Source organism: Rhodococcus sp. P14, assembly GCF_000256505.1.
GTDB lineage: Bacteria > Actinomycetota > Actinomycetes > Mycobacteriales > Mycobacteriaceae > Rhodococcus > Rhodococcus ruber.
The window spans coordinates 1-16,928 of sequence record NZ_AJFC01000241.1 but is presented as its reverse complement, the minus strand read 5'-3'; the positions used below and the strand labels follow the sequence as shown (position 1 = coordinate 16,928).

At 73.8% G+C, this 16,928-nt stretch carries 14 protein-coding genes and 2 pseudogenes; 9 read left to right on the top strand and 7 right to left on the bottom strand.

Annotated elements, in window-relative coordinates; all coding sequences use genetic code 11:
• From fabI to OEY_RS0117095, 3 genes are all read left to right on the top strand, one after another.
• Positions 1 to 658 (top strand): enoyl-ACP reductase FabI (gene fabI / locus OEY_RS28595; protein ID WP_043805541.1); only part of this gene is annotated, 658 nt, incomplete at its 5' end.
• Between the two features lie 9 nt (positions 659 to 667).
• Positions 668 to 1,732, top strand: coding sequence for a ferrochelatase (locus tag OEY_RS0117100; protein WP_010595058.1), 1,065 nt, complete (start codon positions 668 to 670; stop codon positions 1,730 to 1,732).
• A gap of 167 nt (positions 1,733 to 1,899) precedes the next feature.
• Positions 1,900 to 2,943 carry a hypothetical protein gene (locus OEY_RS0117095; protein ID WP_010595057.1) on the top strand — a complete coding sequence of 348 codons (1,044 nt, stop codon included), beginning with the start codon at positions 1,900 to 1,902 and terminating at the stop codon, positions 2,941 to 2,943.
• Here the strand turns inward: OEY_RS0117095 and OEY_RS0117090 are convergent.
• Positions 2,934 to 3,743, bottom strand: coding sequence for a hypothetical protein (locus OEY_RS0117090; RefSeq protein WP_010595056.1), 810 nt, complete (start codon positions 3,741 to 3,743; stop codon positions 2,934 to 2,936). The genes OEY_RS0117095 and OEY_RS0117090 overlap by 10 nt on opposite strands.
• A 106-nt stretch (positions 3,744 to 3,849) precedes the next feature.
• On the opposite strand from OEY_RS0117090, the gene OEY_RS0117085 reads away from it, so the two are divergent.
• The 3 genes from OEY_RS0117085 to OEY_RS0117075 all read left to right on the top strand — a co-directional run bounded on the left by OEY_RS0117085 (position 3,850) and on the right by OEY_RS0117075 (position 6,395).
• Positions 3,850 to 4,671, top strand: coding sequence for a DUF3097 domain-containing protein (locus OEY_RS0117085; RefSeq protein ID WP_010595055.1), 822 nt, complete (start codon positions 3,850 to 3,852; stop codon positions 4,669 to 4,671).
• 62 nt (positions 4,672 to 4,733) lie between these two features.
• A complete protein-coding gene (locus OEY_RS0117080) occupies positions 4,734 to 5,165 on the top strand; it encodes an NfeD family protein (protein WP_003934930.1) in 432 nt (143 codons plus the stop codon).
• Positions 5,166 to 6,395 (top strand): SPFH domain-containing protein, encoded by a 1,230-nt coding sequence (locus OEY_RS0117075; protein ID WP_010595054.1) that lies wholly within the window; start codon positions 5,166 to 5,168, stop codon positions 6,393 to 6,395. It abuts the gene before it with no gap.
• Positions 6,396 to 6,449: 54 nt separating this feature from the next.
• Here the strand turns inward: OEY_RS0117075 and OEY_RS28590 are convergent.
• From OEY_RS28590 to OEY_RS0117060, 3 genes and pseudogenes are all read right to left on the bottom strand, one after another.
• Positions 6,450 to 6,877 (bottom strand): annotated as a pseudogene (locus OEY_RS28590) (hypothetical protein).
• Positions 6,874 to 7,455, bottom strand: a complete 582-nt coding sequence (locus tag OEY_RS0117065) for a hypothetical protein (RefSeq protein WP_010595051.1) — start codon at positions 7,453 to 7,455, stop codon at positions 6,874 to 6,876. The pseudogene OEY_RS28590 and the gene OEY_RS0117065 overlap by 4 nt, the downstream one beginning before the upstream one ends.
• A gap of 31 nt (positions 7,456 to 7,486) precedes the next feature.
• Positions 7,487 to 8,167: a TVP38/TMEM64 family protein gene (locus OEY_RS0117060; protein WP_010595050.1), complete on the bottom strand. Its 681-nt coding sequence runs from the start codon at positions 8,165 to 8,167 to the stop codon at positions 7,487 to 7,489.
• A gap of 247 nt (positions 8,168 to 8,414) precedes the next feature.
• Here OEY_RS0117060 and mutA point away from each other — a divergent pair, with 247 nt between their 5' ends.
• The 3 genes from mutA to meaB are packed head-to-tail and all read left to right on the top strand — an operon-like array spanning position 8,415 to position 13,553.
• The gene (gene mutA, locus OEY_RS0117055) at positions 8,415 to 10,280 is read left to right on the top strand and encodes a methylmalonyl-CoA mutase small subunit (protein ID WP_026138112.1); all 1,866 of its coding nucleotides are present in this window, start codon (positions 8,415 to 8,417) and stop codon (positions 10,278 to 10,280) included.
• Entirely contained in the window at positions 10,281 to 12,527 is a 2,247-nt protein-coding gene (gene scpA / locus OEY_RS0117050) for a methylmalonyl-CoA mutase (protein ID WP_010595048.1), read from the top strand.
• Between the two features lie 6 nt (positions 12,528 to 12,533).
• Positions 12,534 to 13,553: a methylmalonyl Co-A mutase-associated GTPase MeaB gene (meaB, locus tag OEY_RS0117045; RefSeq protein ID WP_010595047.1), complete on the top strand. Its 1,020-nt coding sequence runs from the start codon at positions 12,534 to 12,536 to the stop codon at positions 13,551 to 13,553.
• Positions 13,554 to 13,581: 28 nt separating this feature from the next.
• On the opposite strand, the gene OEY_RS0117040 is transcribed toward meaB, so the two are convergent.
• The 3 genes and pseudogenes from OEY_RS0117040 to OEY_RS0117025 form a co-directional block, all read right to left on the bottom strand.
• Entirely contained in the window at positions 13,582 to 14,961 is a 1,380-nt protein-coding gene (locus OEY_RS0117040; RefSeq protein ID WP_192811076.1) for a CoA transferase, read from the bottom strand.
• Positions 14,962 to 14,983: 22 nt separating this feature from the next.
• The gene (locus OEY_RS0117035; RefSeq protein WP_010595045.1) at positions 14,984 to 15,928 is read right to left on the bottom strand and encodes a sulfite exporter TauE/SafE family protein; all 945 of its coding nucleotides are present in this window, start codon (positions 15,926 to 15,928) and stop codon (positions 14,984 to 14,986) included.
• A gap of 288 nt (positions 15,929 to 16,216) precedes the next feature.
• A pseudogene (locus OEY_RS0117025) lies at positions 16,217 to 16,928 on the bottom strand (enoyl-ACP reductase); the annotation flags it as partial.

Genomic DNA, 16,928 nt, shown 5'->3' with positions numbered 1-16,928 from the left:
CCCCCCCCCCCAGCCGGTGCCGCCGGCCCTCGAACTCGACGTGCAGAACACCGAGCATCTCGCCACCCTCGCCGACCGGGTGCGCGAACTCGCCCCCGACGGCCTCGACGGCGTGGTGCATTCGATCGGGTTCGCGCCCCGCTCCTGCCTCGGCAGCCCGTTCCTCGACGCGCCGTGGACCGACGTCGCCGTCGCCCTCGAAGTGTCCGCCTACTCCTACGCCGCACTGGCCAAGGCGCTGCTGCCCGTTCTCAGCGACGGTGCGTCCCTGGTCGGCATGGACTTCGACCCGGCCCGGGCCGTGCCCTTCTACAACTGGATGGGCGTGTCCAAGGCCACCCTCGAGTCCGTCAACCGCTACGTCGCCAAGGAGGTCGGCGGCCGCGGCATCCGTTCCAACCTCGTCGCCGCCGGGCCGATCAAGACCCTCGCCGCCAAGGCCATCGCCGGCGACGCCACCGGTCCCGGGGCGGAGATGAACCGGCTCAACGAGGGCTGGTCCGCGGCTGCCCCGATCGGCTGGGACGTCGAGGATCCGACGCCCGTCGCCAAGACCGTGTGCACGGTGCTCTCGGATTGGCTGCCCGGCACCACCGGGTCGATCGTCTACGTCGACGGGGGCTTCCATTCCCAGGTCGGCTTCGGTGCCGGCGCCTAGGGTCGAGCCATGACCCGTACCCCCGAGCCGTACGACGCGCTGCTGGTGCTCTCGTTCGGCGGCCCGGAAGGGCCGGACGACGTGCGCCCGTTCCTCGAGAACGTCACCCGCGGGCGGGGGGTGCCACCCGAACGCCTCGACGAGGTCGCCGAGCACTACCTGCACTTCGGCGGTGTGTCCCCGATCAACGCCCTCAACCGCGACCTCATCGCGCGTCTCGAGGTGGATTTCGCCGCCGCCGGGCTGGACCTGCCGATCTACTTCGGCAACCGCAACTGGCACCCGATGATCGAGGACACCGTCGCGGCCATGCGCGGCGACGGGGTGCGCAACGCCCTGGTGTTCCCGACCTCGGCCTGGGGTGGCTATTCGGGGTGCCGGCAGTATCACGAGGACATCGCCCGCGCCCGCGCCGCCGTCGGCGACGACGCGCCCGCGCTGACCAAGCTGCGGCACTTCTACGATCATCCGCTCTTCCTCGCCGCCGTCGCCGACGCCGTCGCCGCGGCCCGGGCCCAGCTGCCCGCCGACCGTCGCGACGCGGCGCGCCTGGTGTTCACCGCGCACTCGGTGCCCACCGCCGCCGACGCCACCGGTGGCCCCCCCGATCTGGGTGGGCACCTCTACAGCCGGCAGGTCGCCGAGGCGGCCCGCCTGGTCGCCACCGCCACCGGCACCGGCGACCACGACCTGGTGTGGCAGTCCCGGTCCGGACCCCCGCAGGTGCCGTGGCTCGAGCCGGACATCGTCGACCACCTCGACGCTCTGCACGCCCGCGGCATCGACGCGGTCGTCGTCGTGCCGGTCGGATTCGTCTCCGACCACCTCGAGGTCGTCTGGGATCTCGACACCGAGGCGCGCGACCGGGCCGCGGAACTCGGCATGGCATTCGTCCGCGCCGCCACCGCCGGCACCGACCCGCGGTTCGTGCAGATGGTGCGTGAGCTGGTGCGCGAACGCCTCGACGGTGCCGCCCCCGTGCGGCGCGGCACCGAACCGCTGCTCGGCGTCGGGTGCAACGGTGAGCTCTGCGCCCCCGAATGCTGCCGGCCCCCGGCACGGCCGCGCCGCTGACCGGGCGGGCCCGGCCCGCGGGCCCGGCGTGCGGGCTCCGGCCGACAGCCACCACCTGCCGCGCCGGGTCGACTCGCCGACCGTGCTGCCCGGTGCCCCGAGCCGGACGGGCAGGCGGTCGCGCCGATATCGGGCTCGGCCGCCACGACCCGGGGGAAGATGTCGGCATGACCGTCGACGACGCCGCCCTCACCCGCGTCGAGGTCTTCCTCGTCGCCACCGTCGCGACCGTGCTCGTCACCCGCGGCTACCTCGCCGCGACCGGCTATCCGCAGATCGGCGGCGGCACCCTGCACATCGCGCACGTGCTGTGGGGCGGGCTGCTCATGGCCGTCGCCCTCGTCGGTGTCCTGATCCGGCACGGCAGCCGGGTGCGGATGCGCGCCGCGCTGCTCGGCGGGATCGGCTTCGGGTTGTTCCTCGACGAGGTCGGCAAGTTCCTCACCACCGACGTCGACTACTTCTTCCGGCCCGCCGTGGCCGTGATGTACGTGGTGCTCGTCGCGTTCTACCTCGGTGCCCGCGTGGCACTGGCGCGGCGCGGCCCGACCGACCGGCAGCGCCTCGCCGTCGGTCTCGAGGCGCTGACCGATCTCGTGCTCGGCCGGCTCGACGAGCTCGGGCGCCGCCGCGCGCTGGACGTCCTGGCAGGGGTTCAGGATCCGGCGCAGCGTGAGCTGGCCGGCTCGGTACGGGCCGCGCTGGCCGCGCCGGTCGCGGCGACGACCGGATTCGACGGGCGCATCGCCGCGGCCCGGGACCGGATCGAGCATCGGGTCACGGCCTGGGCGGCGACCGCCGCGGCCCGCCGGCTCGTGCTGGTGGTGTTCGCCGTGCACGCCGCCCACACCCTCGTCGGACTGGCGATCGTACTGGCCGGGTCGGGGTGGGAGGCCGAGGACGCCGGCATCTCCGAGATCGGCGCCGAACTCTCCGGTGCCGTGAGCGCCGTGCTGATCGTGGCCGGACTCTGGCAGCTCGCGCGGCACCGCGATCTGTCCGCGCTGCGGCTGCTGTACGCCTCCGTCGCGGTGAACCTGCTCGTCACCCAAGTGTTCCTGTTCGACCTGCGCCAGTTCGGCGCGCTGGCCGGGTTCGCGGTGTCGCTGCTGCTGCTGATCGTGGTGCGGGCGGCGATCCGGACGGAGAAGAGCGCCATCGTGCCGGGGGACGTCCCGGGCGGGGTGTCGCCAGCAGTGCGTCAGGCGTGATGGCCGGCCCGGACCGTGGCCGCCACCGCCCCGAGGCGGGCGGCGCGCACGGCGGCCCACAGCGGGCGCAGCGCCTGCTCCCGCGCCGCCTGCCCGGTGGCCGAGGCCGCGTCCGGTTCCGCGCCGCGGCCGGCGACGGTGAGGATCGCCGCGACCTGATCGGCCGAGTCGAGGATGCGGGCGGCGCGTTCGGGCATCGACTCCGGATAGCGGTGCCGCGCATGCTCGGCGATCTCGGCTGCGATCTGCTCCCGGGGATCGGCGGCGCGGCCGCCGGCGCCCACGGTCAGCACCCCGCCCACCCTGGTCGCGGCCTCCCGCACCGCCTCGCGCATGGCGAACTCGGCCTCCCCGAGGCCGGGCTCGGCGGGCGGCTCGGGCACCGCCGGGACCGCGAACAGGGTCCAGCGCAGCACGTCCGGGCCCTCCACGGAGGGGACGAAGCCGAGACCGGGTGTTCCGGGTGCGCCCGCGAGCACCGCCTCGCCGGCCGCGACCGCGGCGCGGGCCAGCGCGGTGCCCGGGGGCAGGCCGCGCACGTCGCCGGGGGCGGGCAGCACCAGCCGGATCCCGTCCGCGCCGGCCGGGTCGGCCCGGCGCAGCGCGGTGAGCAGCACGGCGGCGCCGTCGACGGGGGAGCGTGCGGGCACGCCGGAGACGTCGCCGGCGGGCTCGTCGTGGGAGACCACCAGGTGCAGCGGCGCCCAGGCGTGCAGGGCGTCGAGGACGTCGTCGGGCGCGGCGTGTCCGGCCAGCCAGGAACCGGCCCACACCGTCAGGGTCTGACCGGGGGAACTCACGGTTTCCGAGCATAGGCGCCGTCGCGACGGCGCAGTCACGACCGTCGGCGTGCCCTCCCGCGGCTGCGGCCGCGGCGGCCCTAACGTGGCGCGGGTGAGTCCCGACATGTACGGCGGCGACATCTTCGCCGGCCATCCGCGCGCCCGTAGACCCGCAGTTCCCGAGGTGGCTGCCGAGAAAGACCTCGTGGTCGAGGACGCCGCGTCCGGGTGGTGCGGTGCAGTCGTCGGCTTCGAGCGCACCTACGACGGCGACTTCGTCCGGCTCGAGGACGCCGCGCGGCGCACCCGGTTGTTCGCGCTGCGTCCGGCGGCGTTCCTCCTCGACGGCCGCCCGGTGACCCTGGTGCGGCCCACGCCGCACCCCGCGGCGGCCGGCGCCGGCCGGTCCGCGTCCGGGTCGACCAAGGTCGCCGGGCTGCGGGCGCGGGTCGCGCGCGGCAGCCGGATCTGGGTGGAGGGGGTGCACGACGCCGCCCTGGTGGAACGGGTGTGGGGGCACGATCTGCGTGTCGAGGGTGTCGTGGTCGAACAGCTCGAGGGTCTCGACAATCTGGGGGAGCGGCTCGCCGGGTTCGCCCCCGGTCCCGGTCGCCGGGTGGGGGTGCTCGCCGACCACCTCGTCGCCGGTTCCAAGGAGGAGCGGCTGACCGCGAATCTGGGGCCGCACGTGCTCGTCACCGGGCATCCGTTCGTCGACGTGTGGCAGGCGGTGCGGCCGAAGGCGCTGGGCATCGAGGCGTGGCCGACGATTCCGCGTGGGCAGGACTGGAAGACCGGGGTGTGCCGGGCGCTGGGGTGGGGCAGCCCGCAGGACGGGTGGCGTCGCGTCTATTCGGCGGTGTCGAGCTTCCGCGATCTCGAGGCGCCGCTGATCGGGGCGGTCGAGCAGCTCGTCGATTTCGTCACCGAGCCCGCCGGGGACTGACGGCACCGCGGCCCTGGCCTGCGGTTCCACCCGGGATGTCCGATTTGTGGTTGGATGGCGTCGTGTCGGCATTGATTTGGCTGATCGCCGGGCTGGTGCTCGCCGCCGCGGAGGCGTTGACGGGCGATTTCGTCCTGCTGATGCTCGGTGCGGCCGCTCTGGCCACGGCGGGGGTGTCCGCTGCGACGGACCTGCCGGTGTGGGCCGACGCGTTGGTGTTCGCGGTCTCGTCGCTCGTGCTGCTGGGCGGGGTGCGGCCGGTGCTGCGCCGCCGCTACGCGCTGCCACCGGCGAAGGCGACGAACGTGGACGCCCTGCCGGGCAAGCAGGCGCTGGTGCTCGAGGAGGTGGCCGCGCATTCCGGGCAGGTGAAGCTGGACGGGGAGGTGTGGACGGCGCGTCCGCTCGACGTCACCGAGGTGTACCCGCCCGGCACGACCGTGACCGTGATGCAGATCGACGGCGCGACGGCCGTCGTGTGGAAGGGACCGTAGATGGAAGCGCTGATCGTGCTCGCCGTTGTCGTGGCGTTCGTCGCGCTGGTGGTCGTCAAATCGGTGGCGCTGGTGCCGCAGGCCGAGGCCGCGGTGATCGAGCGGCTGGGCCGGTACTACCGGACGGTGTCGGGTCAGCTGACGTTCCTGGTCCCGTTCGTGGACCGGATCCGGGCCAAGGTGGATCTGCGCGAGCGGGTGGTCTCGTTCCCGCCGCAACCGGTGATCACCCAGGACAACCTCACCCTGAGCATCGACACGGTCGTGTACTTCCAGGTGACGAACCCGCAGGCGGCGGTGTACGAGATCAGCAACTACATCGCGGCGGTGGAGCAGTTGACGGTGACCACGCTGCGCAACGTGGTCGGCGGCATGACCCTGGAGGAGACGCTCACCTCCCGCGACTCGATCAACGGCCAGCTGCGCGGGGTGCTCGACGAGGCGACCGGCCGCTGGGGTCTGCGGGTGGCCCGGGTCGAGCTCAAGAGCATCGATCCGCCTCCGTCGATCCAGGAGTCGATGGAGAAGCAGATGAAGGCGGACCGCGAGAAGCGGGCGATGATCCTCACCGCCGAGGGGCATCGGGAGTCGGCGATCAAGACCGCCGAGGGTGACAAGCAGTCCCGGATCCTGTCGGCCGAGGGTGCCAAGCAGGCGGCCATCCTCGAGGCGGAGGCGGACCGCCAGTCGCGGATCCTGCGCGCTCAGGGTGACCGCGCCGCGAAGTACCTCGAGGCGCAGGGTCAGGCGAAGGCCATCGAGAAGGTGTTCGCGGCGATCAAGTCCGGCCGGCCCACCCCGGAGTTGCTCGCCTACCAGTACCTGCAGACGCTGCCGCAGATGGCGCAGGGCGACGCGAACAAGGTGTGGATGGTGCCGAGCGACTTCGGGGACGCCCTCAAGGGCTTCGCCCGGCATCTCGGCGCGCCGGGCGAGGACGGGGTGTTCCGCTTCGAGCCCAGCCCGGTCGACGAGCGGCTCCCGCGACCGGAGGAGGACACCGACGAGGTGGCCGACTGGTTCTCCACCGCGCGTGATCCGGAGGTCGCGCAGGCCGTCGCCGCCGCGGAGGCCGTCGCCCGCAAACCGGTCGATCCGGCGGTGCACAACCCGACCGGCGCCGAACGCCGGGGCGGGGAGCCCCCGTCGGCGGCGTTGCCGCCGTCCGAGCCGATCACGGGCGGATGGGTGCAGCCGCAGCCCGGGCAACGGCACGGCGAACCCCAGTGACCTGGACCCGGTGACCTGAACCCCGGGACCCGGATCCCGGGGTTGCGCGGCCGCTCAGGTGAGCAGGCCCCGTCCCACCCCGCACACCGCGATCGCCCACAGCACGCTGGTGAAGGTGCCGATGATGAACTGCTCCGAGGCCTGGGGTTCGCGCAGTTCGGGATAACGCGCGAGGCCCTTGACCGCGAGCACGACGGCGATGCCCTCCGGCCATCCGGCCAGGATCGCGGCGGCGACCGCCGCCCGCTCCAGCAGGCCGATCACCCGGCCGCCGCGCAGCGGTCCGGGCGGCGGTTCGGGTCCGGCCGGGGACGGCGGGACCGGTCCCGCATCGGGTTGCCGACGTGCGATGCGGAACGAGGCCAGCACGGCGGGGCCGCCGCGGCGAGTCCGGCGACGAGCCACACGGGGGTGCCGCGGCGCAGGCCCAGGGCCGGGGCCAGCGCGGCGACGGCGAGCAGAACCAGGGTGACGACGGTCAACGATCGGCCCTTTCCAGGAGACGGCGGGCGAGGTCGCGGCCGGCCGGTTCGGCCTGCCATCCGGCGGCGGCCAGACGCTGCGACACCGCCTGGGTGCTGATGCCGAGCCGCGTGGCGGCCTCGGCCTGGGTGAGCCCGCGGCGGACGAGTTCGACGGCCTCGTGCCCGGCATCGGAGCGGCGGGTCACCAGCAGCGCCGTCAGGGTGAGGGCGGCGTCCGCGTCGGCGGCCGCGGCGGCGTCCGGTCCCTCCACCGCGACCCGGGCGGGTGCGTTCTTGGCGCGGTCGACGGCGCGGCGGGCATGTTCGAAGGCCGGGCCGCGGCCGGCGCGGGTCTGCGCGGGCAAGGGCTGCTCGACGGGCCCGACGCCGATGCCGACGCTCCAGTGGCCCCGGCGGACGAGGTCGAGGGCGAGATCGACCACGACGGCCGGGTCGGCTGCGACGGCCTGCACCTCGTCGCCGGCGGTGCGTTCGAAGGGGCGGAGCAGCTCGGCGCCGCGCAGCTCGCCGAGCAGGTCCGCGACCCGGTCGACGTCCCGTCGGCTGCCGCGCTGATCGACAGTCAACACGAACATTCATCAAGGATGGAGCCTTGAATAGCAAAAATCAAGCTTCAGGGCTTGATGACACGGTGGTGGTCGCGGGGCGGGGCGCCGGGAGGCGGGACTCGAGCCACAGTCCCGAGGCGCCGACGGCGATGCACACCGCCGAGATCCCCAGGAGCGCGGGATGGGTGCGTCCCGTGAGGGCGTCGCCGAGCAGGACCACCCCTACCGTGCCCGGCAGGATGCCGGCGGCGGTGGCCAGCGCGTACGGGACCACCCGTACCGACGAGATCCCGCAGCAGTAGTTGACCACCGCGAACGGCAGGGGCGCGATCAGCCGCAGCGACCCCACCGCCAGCCAGCCTCGCCGCGCCAGTCGCTCGTCGACCGCCTGGACCGTGGGGTGGCTCAGATGCTCCTCGACCACCCCGCGGCCGATCGCACGCACCAGCAGCAGCGCCAGCACGGCGCTGACGGTCGTGGCGGCGACGGTCACCGCGATGCCCGTGGCCGACCCGAACAGCACCCCGGCGCTGAGGGTGAAGATCGTGCGGGGGAACGGGGCCACGGTCACCACGGCGTGGATCAGGAAGAACAGCAGCGGAAGCAGCGGCCCGGCCGCCTCGGCCCAGGCGCGCACCTCGGCGACGGACGGGTGGGGCAGGAGCAGGGCGGCGAGTGCGAGGACGGCCAGCGCGGCCGCCGCCGCGAGAATCCGCCGGTCCCGCAGCATCTTCGTCACGACCGGTCACGATACCGGGCTTCGCGCGCCGGGGCGCGGCCGTGCACGGCCGGGGGCGGGGCCCCTCGGGCCGTCACGCCGGCGCCCGGTAGATTCCTTAGGCGACGACATTATCGATCGCTAGGGAAACTGTGGTGATCCCCACAATAGGGGCGGCGTGTATGCGGCTAGCATCACAACGGAATCAGTTTAAGGTTTCCACGGCCGTGTTCGGCGAGCCCGCCCGCTGCGTACGAGAGGACCTCACGTGTCATTAGCTTCAGAAGCCGAGGATGCCGCGCGCGCCTACGCGCAGTGGCAGGAGGCGGTGGCGGGGGTGCTGGCCAAGTCCCGCCGCGTCGACCCCGCGGAGCTCGGACCGGAACCGCAGCGGCTGCTCGAGACCACCACCTACGACGACGTCGCCGTCGCGCCCCTCTACGGCCTGCGCGACGAACGTCCCGAGGCGCCGCTGCCCGGCTCCTTCCCGTTCGTCCGTGGCGGTTCCGCGGTCCGCGACGTCAACACCGGATGGCTCGTCAGCGCCCGCTTCGGCGACACTCCCGGCGAGGTGAACGAGCGCATCCTCGACGCCCTCGAGAACGGCGTCAGCGCCCTGTGGCTGCGTGTCGGCGCGGACGGCATCGCGATCGCCGACCTGCCCGCCGCGCTCGACAGGGTCCTGCTCGATCTCGCGCCGCTCACCCTCGACGCCGGCGCCGACACCGCCGCCGCCGCGGGCGCCCTCTACGCGCTGCTCGATGCGCGCACCGACGTCGCCGAGCGCGCCGCCGTGCGGTTGCATCTCGGGGCCGCCCCGCTGACCAGCGCCTTCTCGGGACGCGCCGACGTCACCGTCGCCCAGGCCGTCGAGCTCGCCCACGCCGCCGCGGGCCGCGCCGAGACCGTGCGGGCCCTCACGGTCGACGGCACCGCATTCCACAATGCCGGGGCCGCCGACGCCGAGGAACTCGGTGCCGCCGTCGCCGCCGGACTCGAGTACCTGCGCGAGCTGACCGGCAGCCGCCAGTCCGCGGCCCGGGCGCTCGGCCAGATCGAGTTCCGGTTCGCCGCCACGGACGACCAGTTCCAGACCATCGCCAAGTTCCGCGCCGGCCGGCAACTGTGGGCCCGCATCGCGCAGGTCGTGGGTGCGGCCGACGCCGGTCACGCCCCCCAGCACGCCGTCACCTCGGCCGCGATGATGACCCAGCGCGACCCCTGGGTGAACATGCTGCGCACCACCCTCGCCGCGTTCGGCGCCGGCATCGGCGGCGCGGACGCGGTCACCGTGCTCCCGTTCGACGCCGCCCTGCCGGCCGGCGCGCTCGGGGTGTCGGAGGCCTTCTCCGCGCGCATCGCCCGCAACACCCAGCTGCTGCTGCTCGAGGAGTCCAACCTCGGCCGCGTCCTCGACCCGGCCGCCGGGTCCTGGTACGTCGAGGAACTGACGGCGCAGATCGCGGCCAAGGCGTGGGAGTTCTTCCAGCAGATCGAGGCGGCCGGCGGCTACCGCGCCGCCCTCGACGCCGGCCTGATCGCCGAGCGGATCGCCGCCACCCGCGCCCGCCGCGAATCCGACATCGCCCACCGCCGGACCGCGGTGACCGGCGTCAACGAGTTCCCCAACCTGGCCGAGGCGCCGCTGCCCGCGGAGACCGCCGACGCCGGGGCCGCCGTCGCCCGGTACGCCGCCGCCTTCGAGGCGCTGCGCGACCGCTCCGACGTCCACCTCGCCGCGCACGGCGCCCGGCCCCGGGTGCTGCTCGCCCCGCTGGGGCCGATCGCCGAGCACAACATCCGCACGACGTTCGCCGCGAACCTGCTCGCCTCCGGCGGCATCGAGACGGTCAATCCCGGTCCGCTGTCCGTCGACGACGACAGCATCGCCGCCGCCGTCCGCGACGCCGACGTCACCGTCGCCGTGGTGTGCGGCACCGACAAGCGCTACGGCGAACAGGCCGGCGCGGCCGTCACCGCCCTCCGCGACGCCGGCGTCGGCACCGTCCTGCTTGCCGGGCCGGAGAAGGCCGTGAGCGAGACCGGCGGCGCCGCGCGCCCGGACGGGTTCCTCACCGCCAAGATCGACGCGATCGCCGCGCTGACCGACCTGCTGAACACCCTGGGAGCGTAAGTGAGCATCGAACACAAGATCGGCAGCTTCGCCGACGTCCCGCTGACGGATCCGGCGGCGCCGGCCCCCGCCGCCCCCACCGAGGAGCAGGCCGCAGCGCTCGTCGACGGGGTCGCCGCCGCCAACCACTACACGACCGAGCAGGTGGTGTGGTCCACGCCCGAGGGCATCGACGTCAAGCCCGTCTACACCAAGGCCGACCGCGACCGGATCGTCGCCGAGGGCTACCCGCTGGGCAGCTACCCGGGCCTCGAGCCGTTCGTCCGCGGCCCGTACCCGACGATGTACGTCAACCAGCCGTGGACCATCCGGCAGTACGCCGGGTTCTCCACCGCCGCCGAGTCCAACGCCTTCTACCGGCGCAACCTCGCGGCCGGGCAGAAGGGCCTGTCGGTGGCGTTCGACCTCGCCACCCACCGCGGCTACGACTCGGACCATCCCCGCGTGCAGGGCGACGTCGGCATGGCCGGCGTCGCGATCGACTCGATCCTCGACATGCGGCAGCTGTTCGACGGCATCGACCTGTCGCAGGTGTCGGTGTCGATGACCATGAACGGCGCGGTGCTGCCGATCCTGGCGCTGTACGTCGTCGCCGCCGAGGAACAGGGCGTCAAGCCCGAGCAGCTGGCCGGGACCATTCAGAACGACATTCTGAAGGAGTTCATGGTCCGCAACACCTACATCTATCCGCCCAAGCCGTCGATGCGGATCATCTCCGACATCTTCGCCTACACCAGCGCGAACATGCCGCGCTTCAACTCCATCTCGATCTCCGGCTACCACATCCAGGAGGCCGGTGCGACCGCCGACCTCGAGCTGGCCTACACCCTCGCCGACGGCGTCGAGTACATCCGCGCCGGCCTCGACGCGGGCATGGAGATCGACAAGTTCGCCCCGCGCCTGTCCTTCTTCTGGGCCATCGGGATGAACTTCTACATGGAGATCGCCAAGATGCGCGCCGGCCGCCTGCTGTGGGCCGAGCTCGTCGAGAAGTTCCACCCGAAGTCGGCCAAGTCCAAGTCGCTGCGCACCCACTCGCAGACCTCCGGCTGGTCGCTCACCGCGCAGGACGTGTTCAACAACGTCGCCCGCACCTGCATCGAGGCGATGGCCGCGACCCAGGGCCACACCCAGTCGCTGCACACCAACGCCCTCGACGAGGCCCTCGCGCTGCCCACCGACTTCTCCGCCCGCATCGCCCGCAACACCCAGCTGCTGCTGCAGCAGGAGTCGGGCACCACCCGGCCGATCGACCCGTGGGGCGGCTCGTACTACCTCGAATGGCTCACCCACGAGCTCGCCAACCGCGCCCGCAAGCACATCGCGGAGGTCGAGGAGGCCGGCGGCATGGCGCAGGCCATCTCCGAGGGCATCCCGAAGCTGCGCATCGAGGAGGCCGCGGCCCGCACCCAGGCCCGCATCGACTCCGGCCGCCAGCCGGTGATCGGCGTCAACAAGTACCAGGTCGCCGAGGACCACGAGATCGAGGTCCTCAAGGTCGAGAACTCCCGCGTGCGGGCCGAGCAGCTCGCCAAGCTCGAGCAGTTGCGGGCCGACCGCGATCCCGAGGCCGTGCAGGCCGCGCTGGACGCCCTCACCCGCGCCGCCGGCGCGACCGACACCGGGCCGGACACGAACCTGCTGGCCCTGGCCATCGACGCGGCCCGCGCCAAGGCCACCGTCGGCGAGATCTCCGATGCCCTCGAGAAGGTCTACGGCCGCCACCAGGCCGAGATCCGCACCATCAGCGGGGTCTACCGGGACGAGGCCGGAAAGGCGGTCAACATCAGCACGGCAACCGAACTCGTCGAGAAGTTCGCCGAGGAGGAAGGCCGCCGGCCGCGTATCCTCGTCGCGAAGATGGGCCAGGACGGCCACGACCGCGGGCAGAAGGTGATCGCCACCGCCTTCGCCGACCTCGGCTTCGACGTCGACGTGGGACCGCTGTTCCAGACCCCCGAGGAGGTCGCCAACCAGGCGGCCGACAACGACGTGCACGTCATCGGCGTGTCGTCGTTGGCCGCGGGACACCTCACCCTGGTGCCCGCGCTGCGGGAGGCCCTCGCCGAGGTGGGCCGCCCGGACATCATGATCGTCGTCGGCGGGGTCATCCCGCCCGGCGACTTCGACGAGCTGTACCAGGCCGGTGCCGCCGCGATCTTCCCGCCGGGCACCGTCATCGCGGACGCCGCGGTGGGGCTGCTGCACAAGCTCGCCGACCAGCTCGGCCACGACCTCGGGGCCTGACCCGCAATGGGCAGCACCCCCGTCGGCAGTCACACCCGCCGGCCCGCGGTCGACGTCGACGCCCTCGCCGAGGCCGTGCTCGCCAACCGGCGGGCCGGCCTGGCGAAGGCGATCACCCTCGTCGAATCCACCCGCGACGACCATCGGGAGCAGGCGCAGCAACTGCTGCTGCGCCTGCTCCCGAAGGCGGGCGGCGCGATGCGCGTCGGCATCACCGGCGTTCCCGGCGTCGGCAAGTCCACCTTCATCGATGCGCTGGGCATGTACCTGCTCGGCAAGGGGCACCGGGTGGCGGTGCTCGCGGTGGATCCGTCGTCGACCCGCACCGGCGGCTCCATCCTCGGTGACAAGACCCGCATGGCGCGGCTGTCGGTGCAGCGCGACGCCTACATCCGGCCGTCCCCGACGGCCGGCACCCTCGGGGGTGTCGCCAAGGCCACCCGCGAGACGATGGTGCTGCTCGAGGCCGCCGGGTTCGACGTGATCCTCGTCGAGACCGTCGGGGTCGGGCAGTCCGAGGTGACCGTCGCGAACATGGTGGACTGCTTCACCTTCCTGACCCTCGCCCGCACCGGCGACCAGCTGCAGGGCATCAAGAAGGGCGTCCTCGAACTCGCCGACCTGGTCGCGGTCAACAAGGCGGACGGCCCCTTCGAACGCGACGCGCGGGTCGCGGCGCGGGAACTGGGCGGCGCCCTGCGGCTCGTGCATCCGCACGACGCGGTGTGGAAGCCGCCGGTGATCACCATGAGCGGCCTCGAGGGCGCCGGCCTGGACACGTTCTGGGACACCGTCCTCGAGCACCGCCGGGTCCTCACCGCGGCGGGCCTGTTCGAGGAGAACCGGCGCCGCCAGCTGGTGGACTGGACCTGGACGATGGTGCACGACCAGCTGCTGCGCCGGCTCGAGACCAGCCCCCGGGTGCGTGCGCTCCGCGGCGACGTCGAACGCGCCGTGCGCGACGGCTCGCTCACCGCGGCGCTGGCCGCCCAGCAGATCCTCGACGCGTTCGACGCCGCACCCTAGACCGCCCAGCCCCCAGACCGCCCAGCCCCTAGACCGCCCAGCCCCTGGACCACCAGGCCGCCGGATCGCCGCCCCAGGCCCGGGCCGGGAACGGATAGTCCGGGTACTCGGCGAGCACCGGACGGGCCGTGGTCACCGCCGCGTGCGTGGCCACGGTCCGTGGCCCGGGACGCGCCGGCACCGGCGGGTGCGGGTCCCGGCCGGGCGCCTGCAGCAGCCACGCCGCGGTGCGGGCCAGCGCGACCGCCACGTCGCGGCCCCGCCCGTCCCGGTGCCGCGCGGCGAGCGCATCGAGCACCCCGGCCGCCAGCAGGTAGCCGCTCGCGTGGTCGAGGGCCTGCACCGGCAGCGCGCCGGGCGTGTCGGAGTCGCCCTCGGCCACCGCGATCCCGGACGCGGCCTGCACGATCGAGTCGAAGCCGCGACGGGCCGCCCACGGCCCGGACCATCCCCACGCGCACACCCGGCCGTGCACGAGACCGGGCCGGATCGTGCCGGGCGCACCGGTCAGCGCGTCGAGTGCCCCGGGCCGGTAGCCGGTGAGCAGCACGTCGGCGTCGGCGAGCAGACGGCACCACGTCTCCCGCCCGCGACGAGTGTGCAGGTCGAGCAGCGCCGTGCGCTTGCCCTGCCCGTTCTCGGCGTGCTGCCAGGTGATCTCAGGGAGTGCGGGCGGATCGATGCGCAGCACCTCCGCTCCCAGCAGGGCCAGCGCGCGGGCGGCGACGGGCCCGGCGATCACCCGGGTCAGGTCCAGCACCCGGAGCCCGGTCAGGGGCCGCGCCGGATCGTCGCCTGCGACGGTCCGGTCGGCGGTGTCGTCCCGCGCGAGCATCCGGACCAGCGGGCCCGACGCCGCGGCCCGGCCCGGCGGGCTCGTCGCCCACTCGTGCTCGGTGCGCACCCGCACCGCGATCGCGTCGTGCGCGGCGGCTGCGTCCTCGACCGCCGCCGCCGGCAGCTGCCGGAGCCGGGCGGCGCAGCCGGCACGGTCGGTGCCGTCCGGCAGGTCGAGGGCGCGCAACAGGCGCGCCCGGTGATGCGGGTAGTTCGCGTGGGTGCGCACCCACCCGTCGGCGGCGGCGAAGAACCCGGACAGCGCCGCGAACCCCTCTACGGGCCGGCCGGCCATGCGCAGCATCCGGTCCCCGGCGAACGACGCGGCGATCCGCTCCGGGTCGAGCCGCGCCCCCTGCGGGGCGAGTCCGCGGGCATGGCGGTAGCGGTCGGCGGCCGCCGCGAAGGCCGCCACGGCCCCGGTGGCGAGGTCGGCCACCGGCAGCCGGGCGGTGAGGAACCGCCCGGCCGGGGCGCAGTCGATGCCGGGCGCCGGCTCCACCGGGACGTCGAGGCCGGCGGCGGCGAGGGCGGCGCCGTAGGCGTCGAGCACGGCGAGGGGGCTCGTCATGCGCCGAGCGTAGAGCGGGACGCTAGCTCGTGCGGTCCGCGGCCGGCTCCCGCAGCTCGGGGCGGGCCGGCTCGAGGCGCTCGAGCGCCCCGGCGGATTCGGCGCGGGTGAGGCGCGACCGGCGCCATGAGACCGTGAGCAGCGCGATCCAGCCGGCCACGATCAGCAGGTACAGCAGGGTAGTGGCCGTGGCGGAGATCTCGAACGAGGTGCACAGCTTCTGTGCGTTGGTCAACACGATGACGCCGCCGACGGCGGTGCCGAGCAGGGTGGCCGGTACCCGGCTGACCAGCCACGCCGCGATCGGTGCGGCGATGGCCCCGCCGAGGGCGAGACCGGCCACGACGAGCAGGTTGCCGAGCGATTCCCGGCCGAGACCGACGAGGAAGCCGATGCTCGCGGCGAGTGCGACGAGGAACTCGGAGGCGCTGACCGAGCCGATCACGGTCCGGGGGGCCGTCTTGCCGCGGGAGAGCAGGGTGCTGGTCGTGATCGGCCCCCATCCGCCGCCGCCGCTGGCGTCGATGAACCCGCCGAACAGGCCCAGCGGGGACAGGAACTTCGCCGAGTGCGGTGAGGTGCGGGCGTGCGCGACGGCCGGTGGCCGGACCGAGAACCGCAGCGCCACATAGACACCGATGGCGAGCAGGATCGTCGACGTCACCGGGATCGCGGCCGCGGTGGACAGGCTCGAGAGCACCGTCGCGCCGAGGAAGGCGCCGAGCGCGCCGGGCACGCCCAGCTTCGCGACCACCCCCCAGTCCACATTCCGGAACCGCCAGTGCGAGGCGCCGGAGACGAGGGTGGTGCCGACCTCGGCGAGGTGCACGGCGGCACTGGCGTGCGCGGGACCGATCCCGCTGAAGATCAACAAGGTGGTGGCGGTGACCCCGAAGGCCATGCCGAGGGCCCCGTCGACGAGCTGCGCACCGATACCGACGAGCGTGAACACCAGAAGAGCGAACATGCAGAAGACTCCGACCACGAAGGAGCGAACCGGGGAGGGGAGAGGGCGGCGGACGCCGCTCAGCAACACTCCTGGTCGAAGCACGCGCCCCGTCGGGTGGGCCAGAACGCCATCAACGCGAGCAGGGTGGCCGGAGCCGCCGCGATGCTCGTCGTGTGCACGTTCGTGTCCCTTCCCAGGTCTGCCGTTCGCCGCTCTCGCGACGATCCGTCCGAGCATAGCCGGTCGCGCGCGGCGGCGCCGTCGCCGGGCGGCGTGTCGCCGCCTCCCGCGACGGCGCCGCGGCGGTCACGGCAGGCGCCGGGCCGTGATCTCGAATCCGGCGGCGCGCAACCGGTCGGTGAGTACGTCCCCGAAGGCGGTGGCGGGGGTGAGCACCCCGCCCCCGGCGTGGAGGCGGTCGCCGCCGAGGACCAGCGACAGTGCCGATTCGCCGAGCATCACCGCGGTCGCCTTGTAGCCGGGGTCGCCCTGGGCGGCGACGCGGGCGCGGTAGCGGGCACCGGTGCTCGTCGTGGTGTAGAGGTCAATGGTGAAGAAGCCGCGCTCGCGGGCAGACTCGGACGGGCCCTGTCCGGGCGCGGGCAGCAGCTTGTCGAGCACGAACCGGGTCGGGGGAAACGCCAGCCCCGCCACCAGCGCGCCGAAGCCCGCGGCGACACCGGTCGCCACGAGCGGCGACAGCCGCGACGAACCGACGCTCATGGTCTCCCGGTAGCGGAAGCGCGGCCCGTACGCCCAGCCGCTGAGCGCGTTGCTGCGGCGCACCACCCGGGTGTTGTAGGGGCCCATGAAGAACGGCGCGAGCCGGCCGGACAGGTCGGGCGCGACGGATCGGCCGTCGACGGTCGCCAGGTCGTTCTGGCGCCCGAGGTCGGGTTCGCGGGACCGGTCCGGCGACAGCGAGTAGGGGGCAAGGGCGACCTTGCGGGCCGCGGCGTCCCGGCGCACCACGTCCACCTGGGTGCGCATCGAGTCGATCGTGCCGCCGCTGACGCCG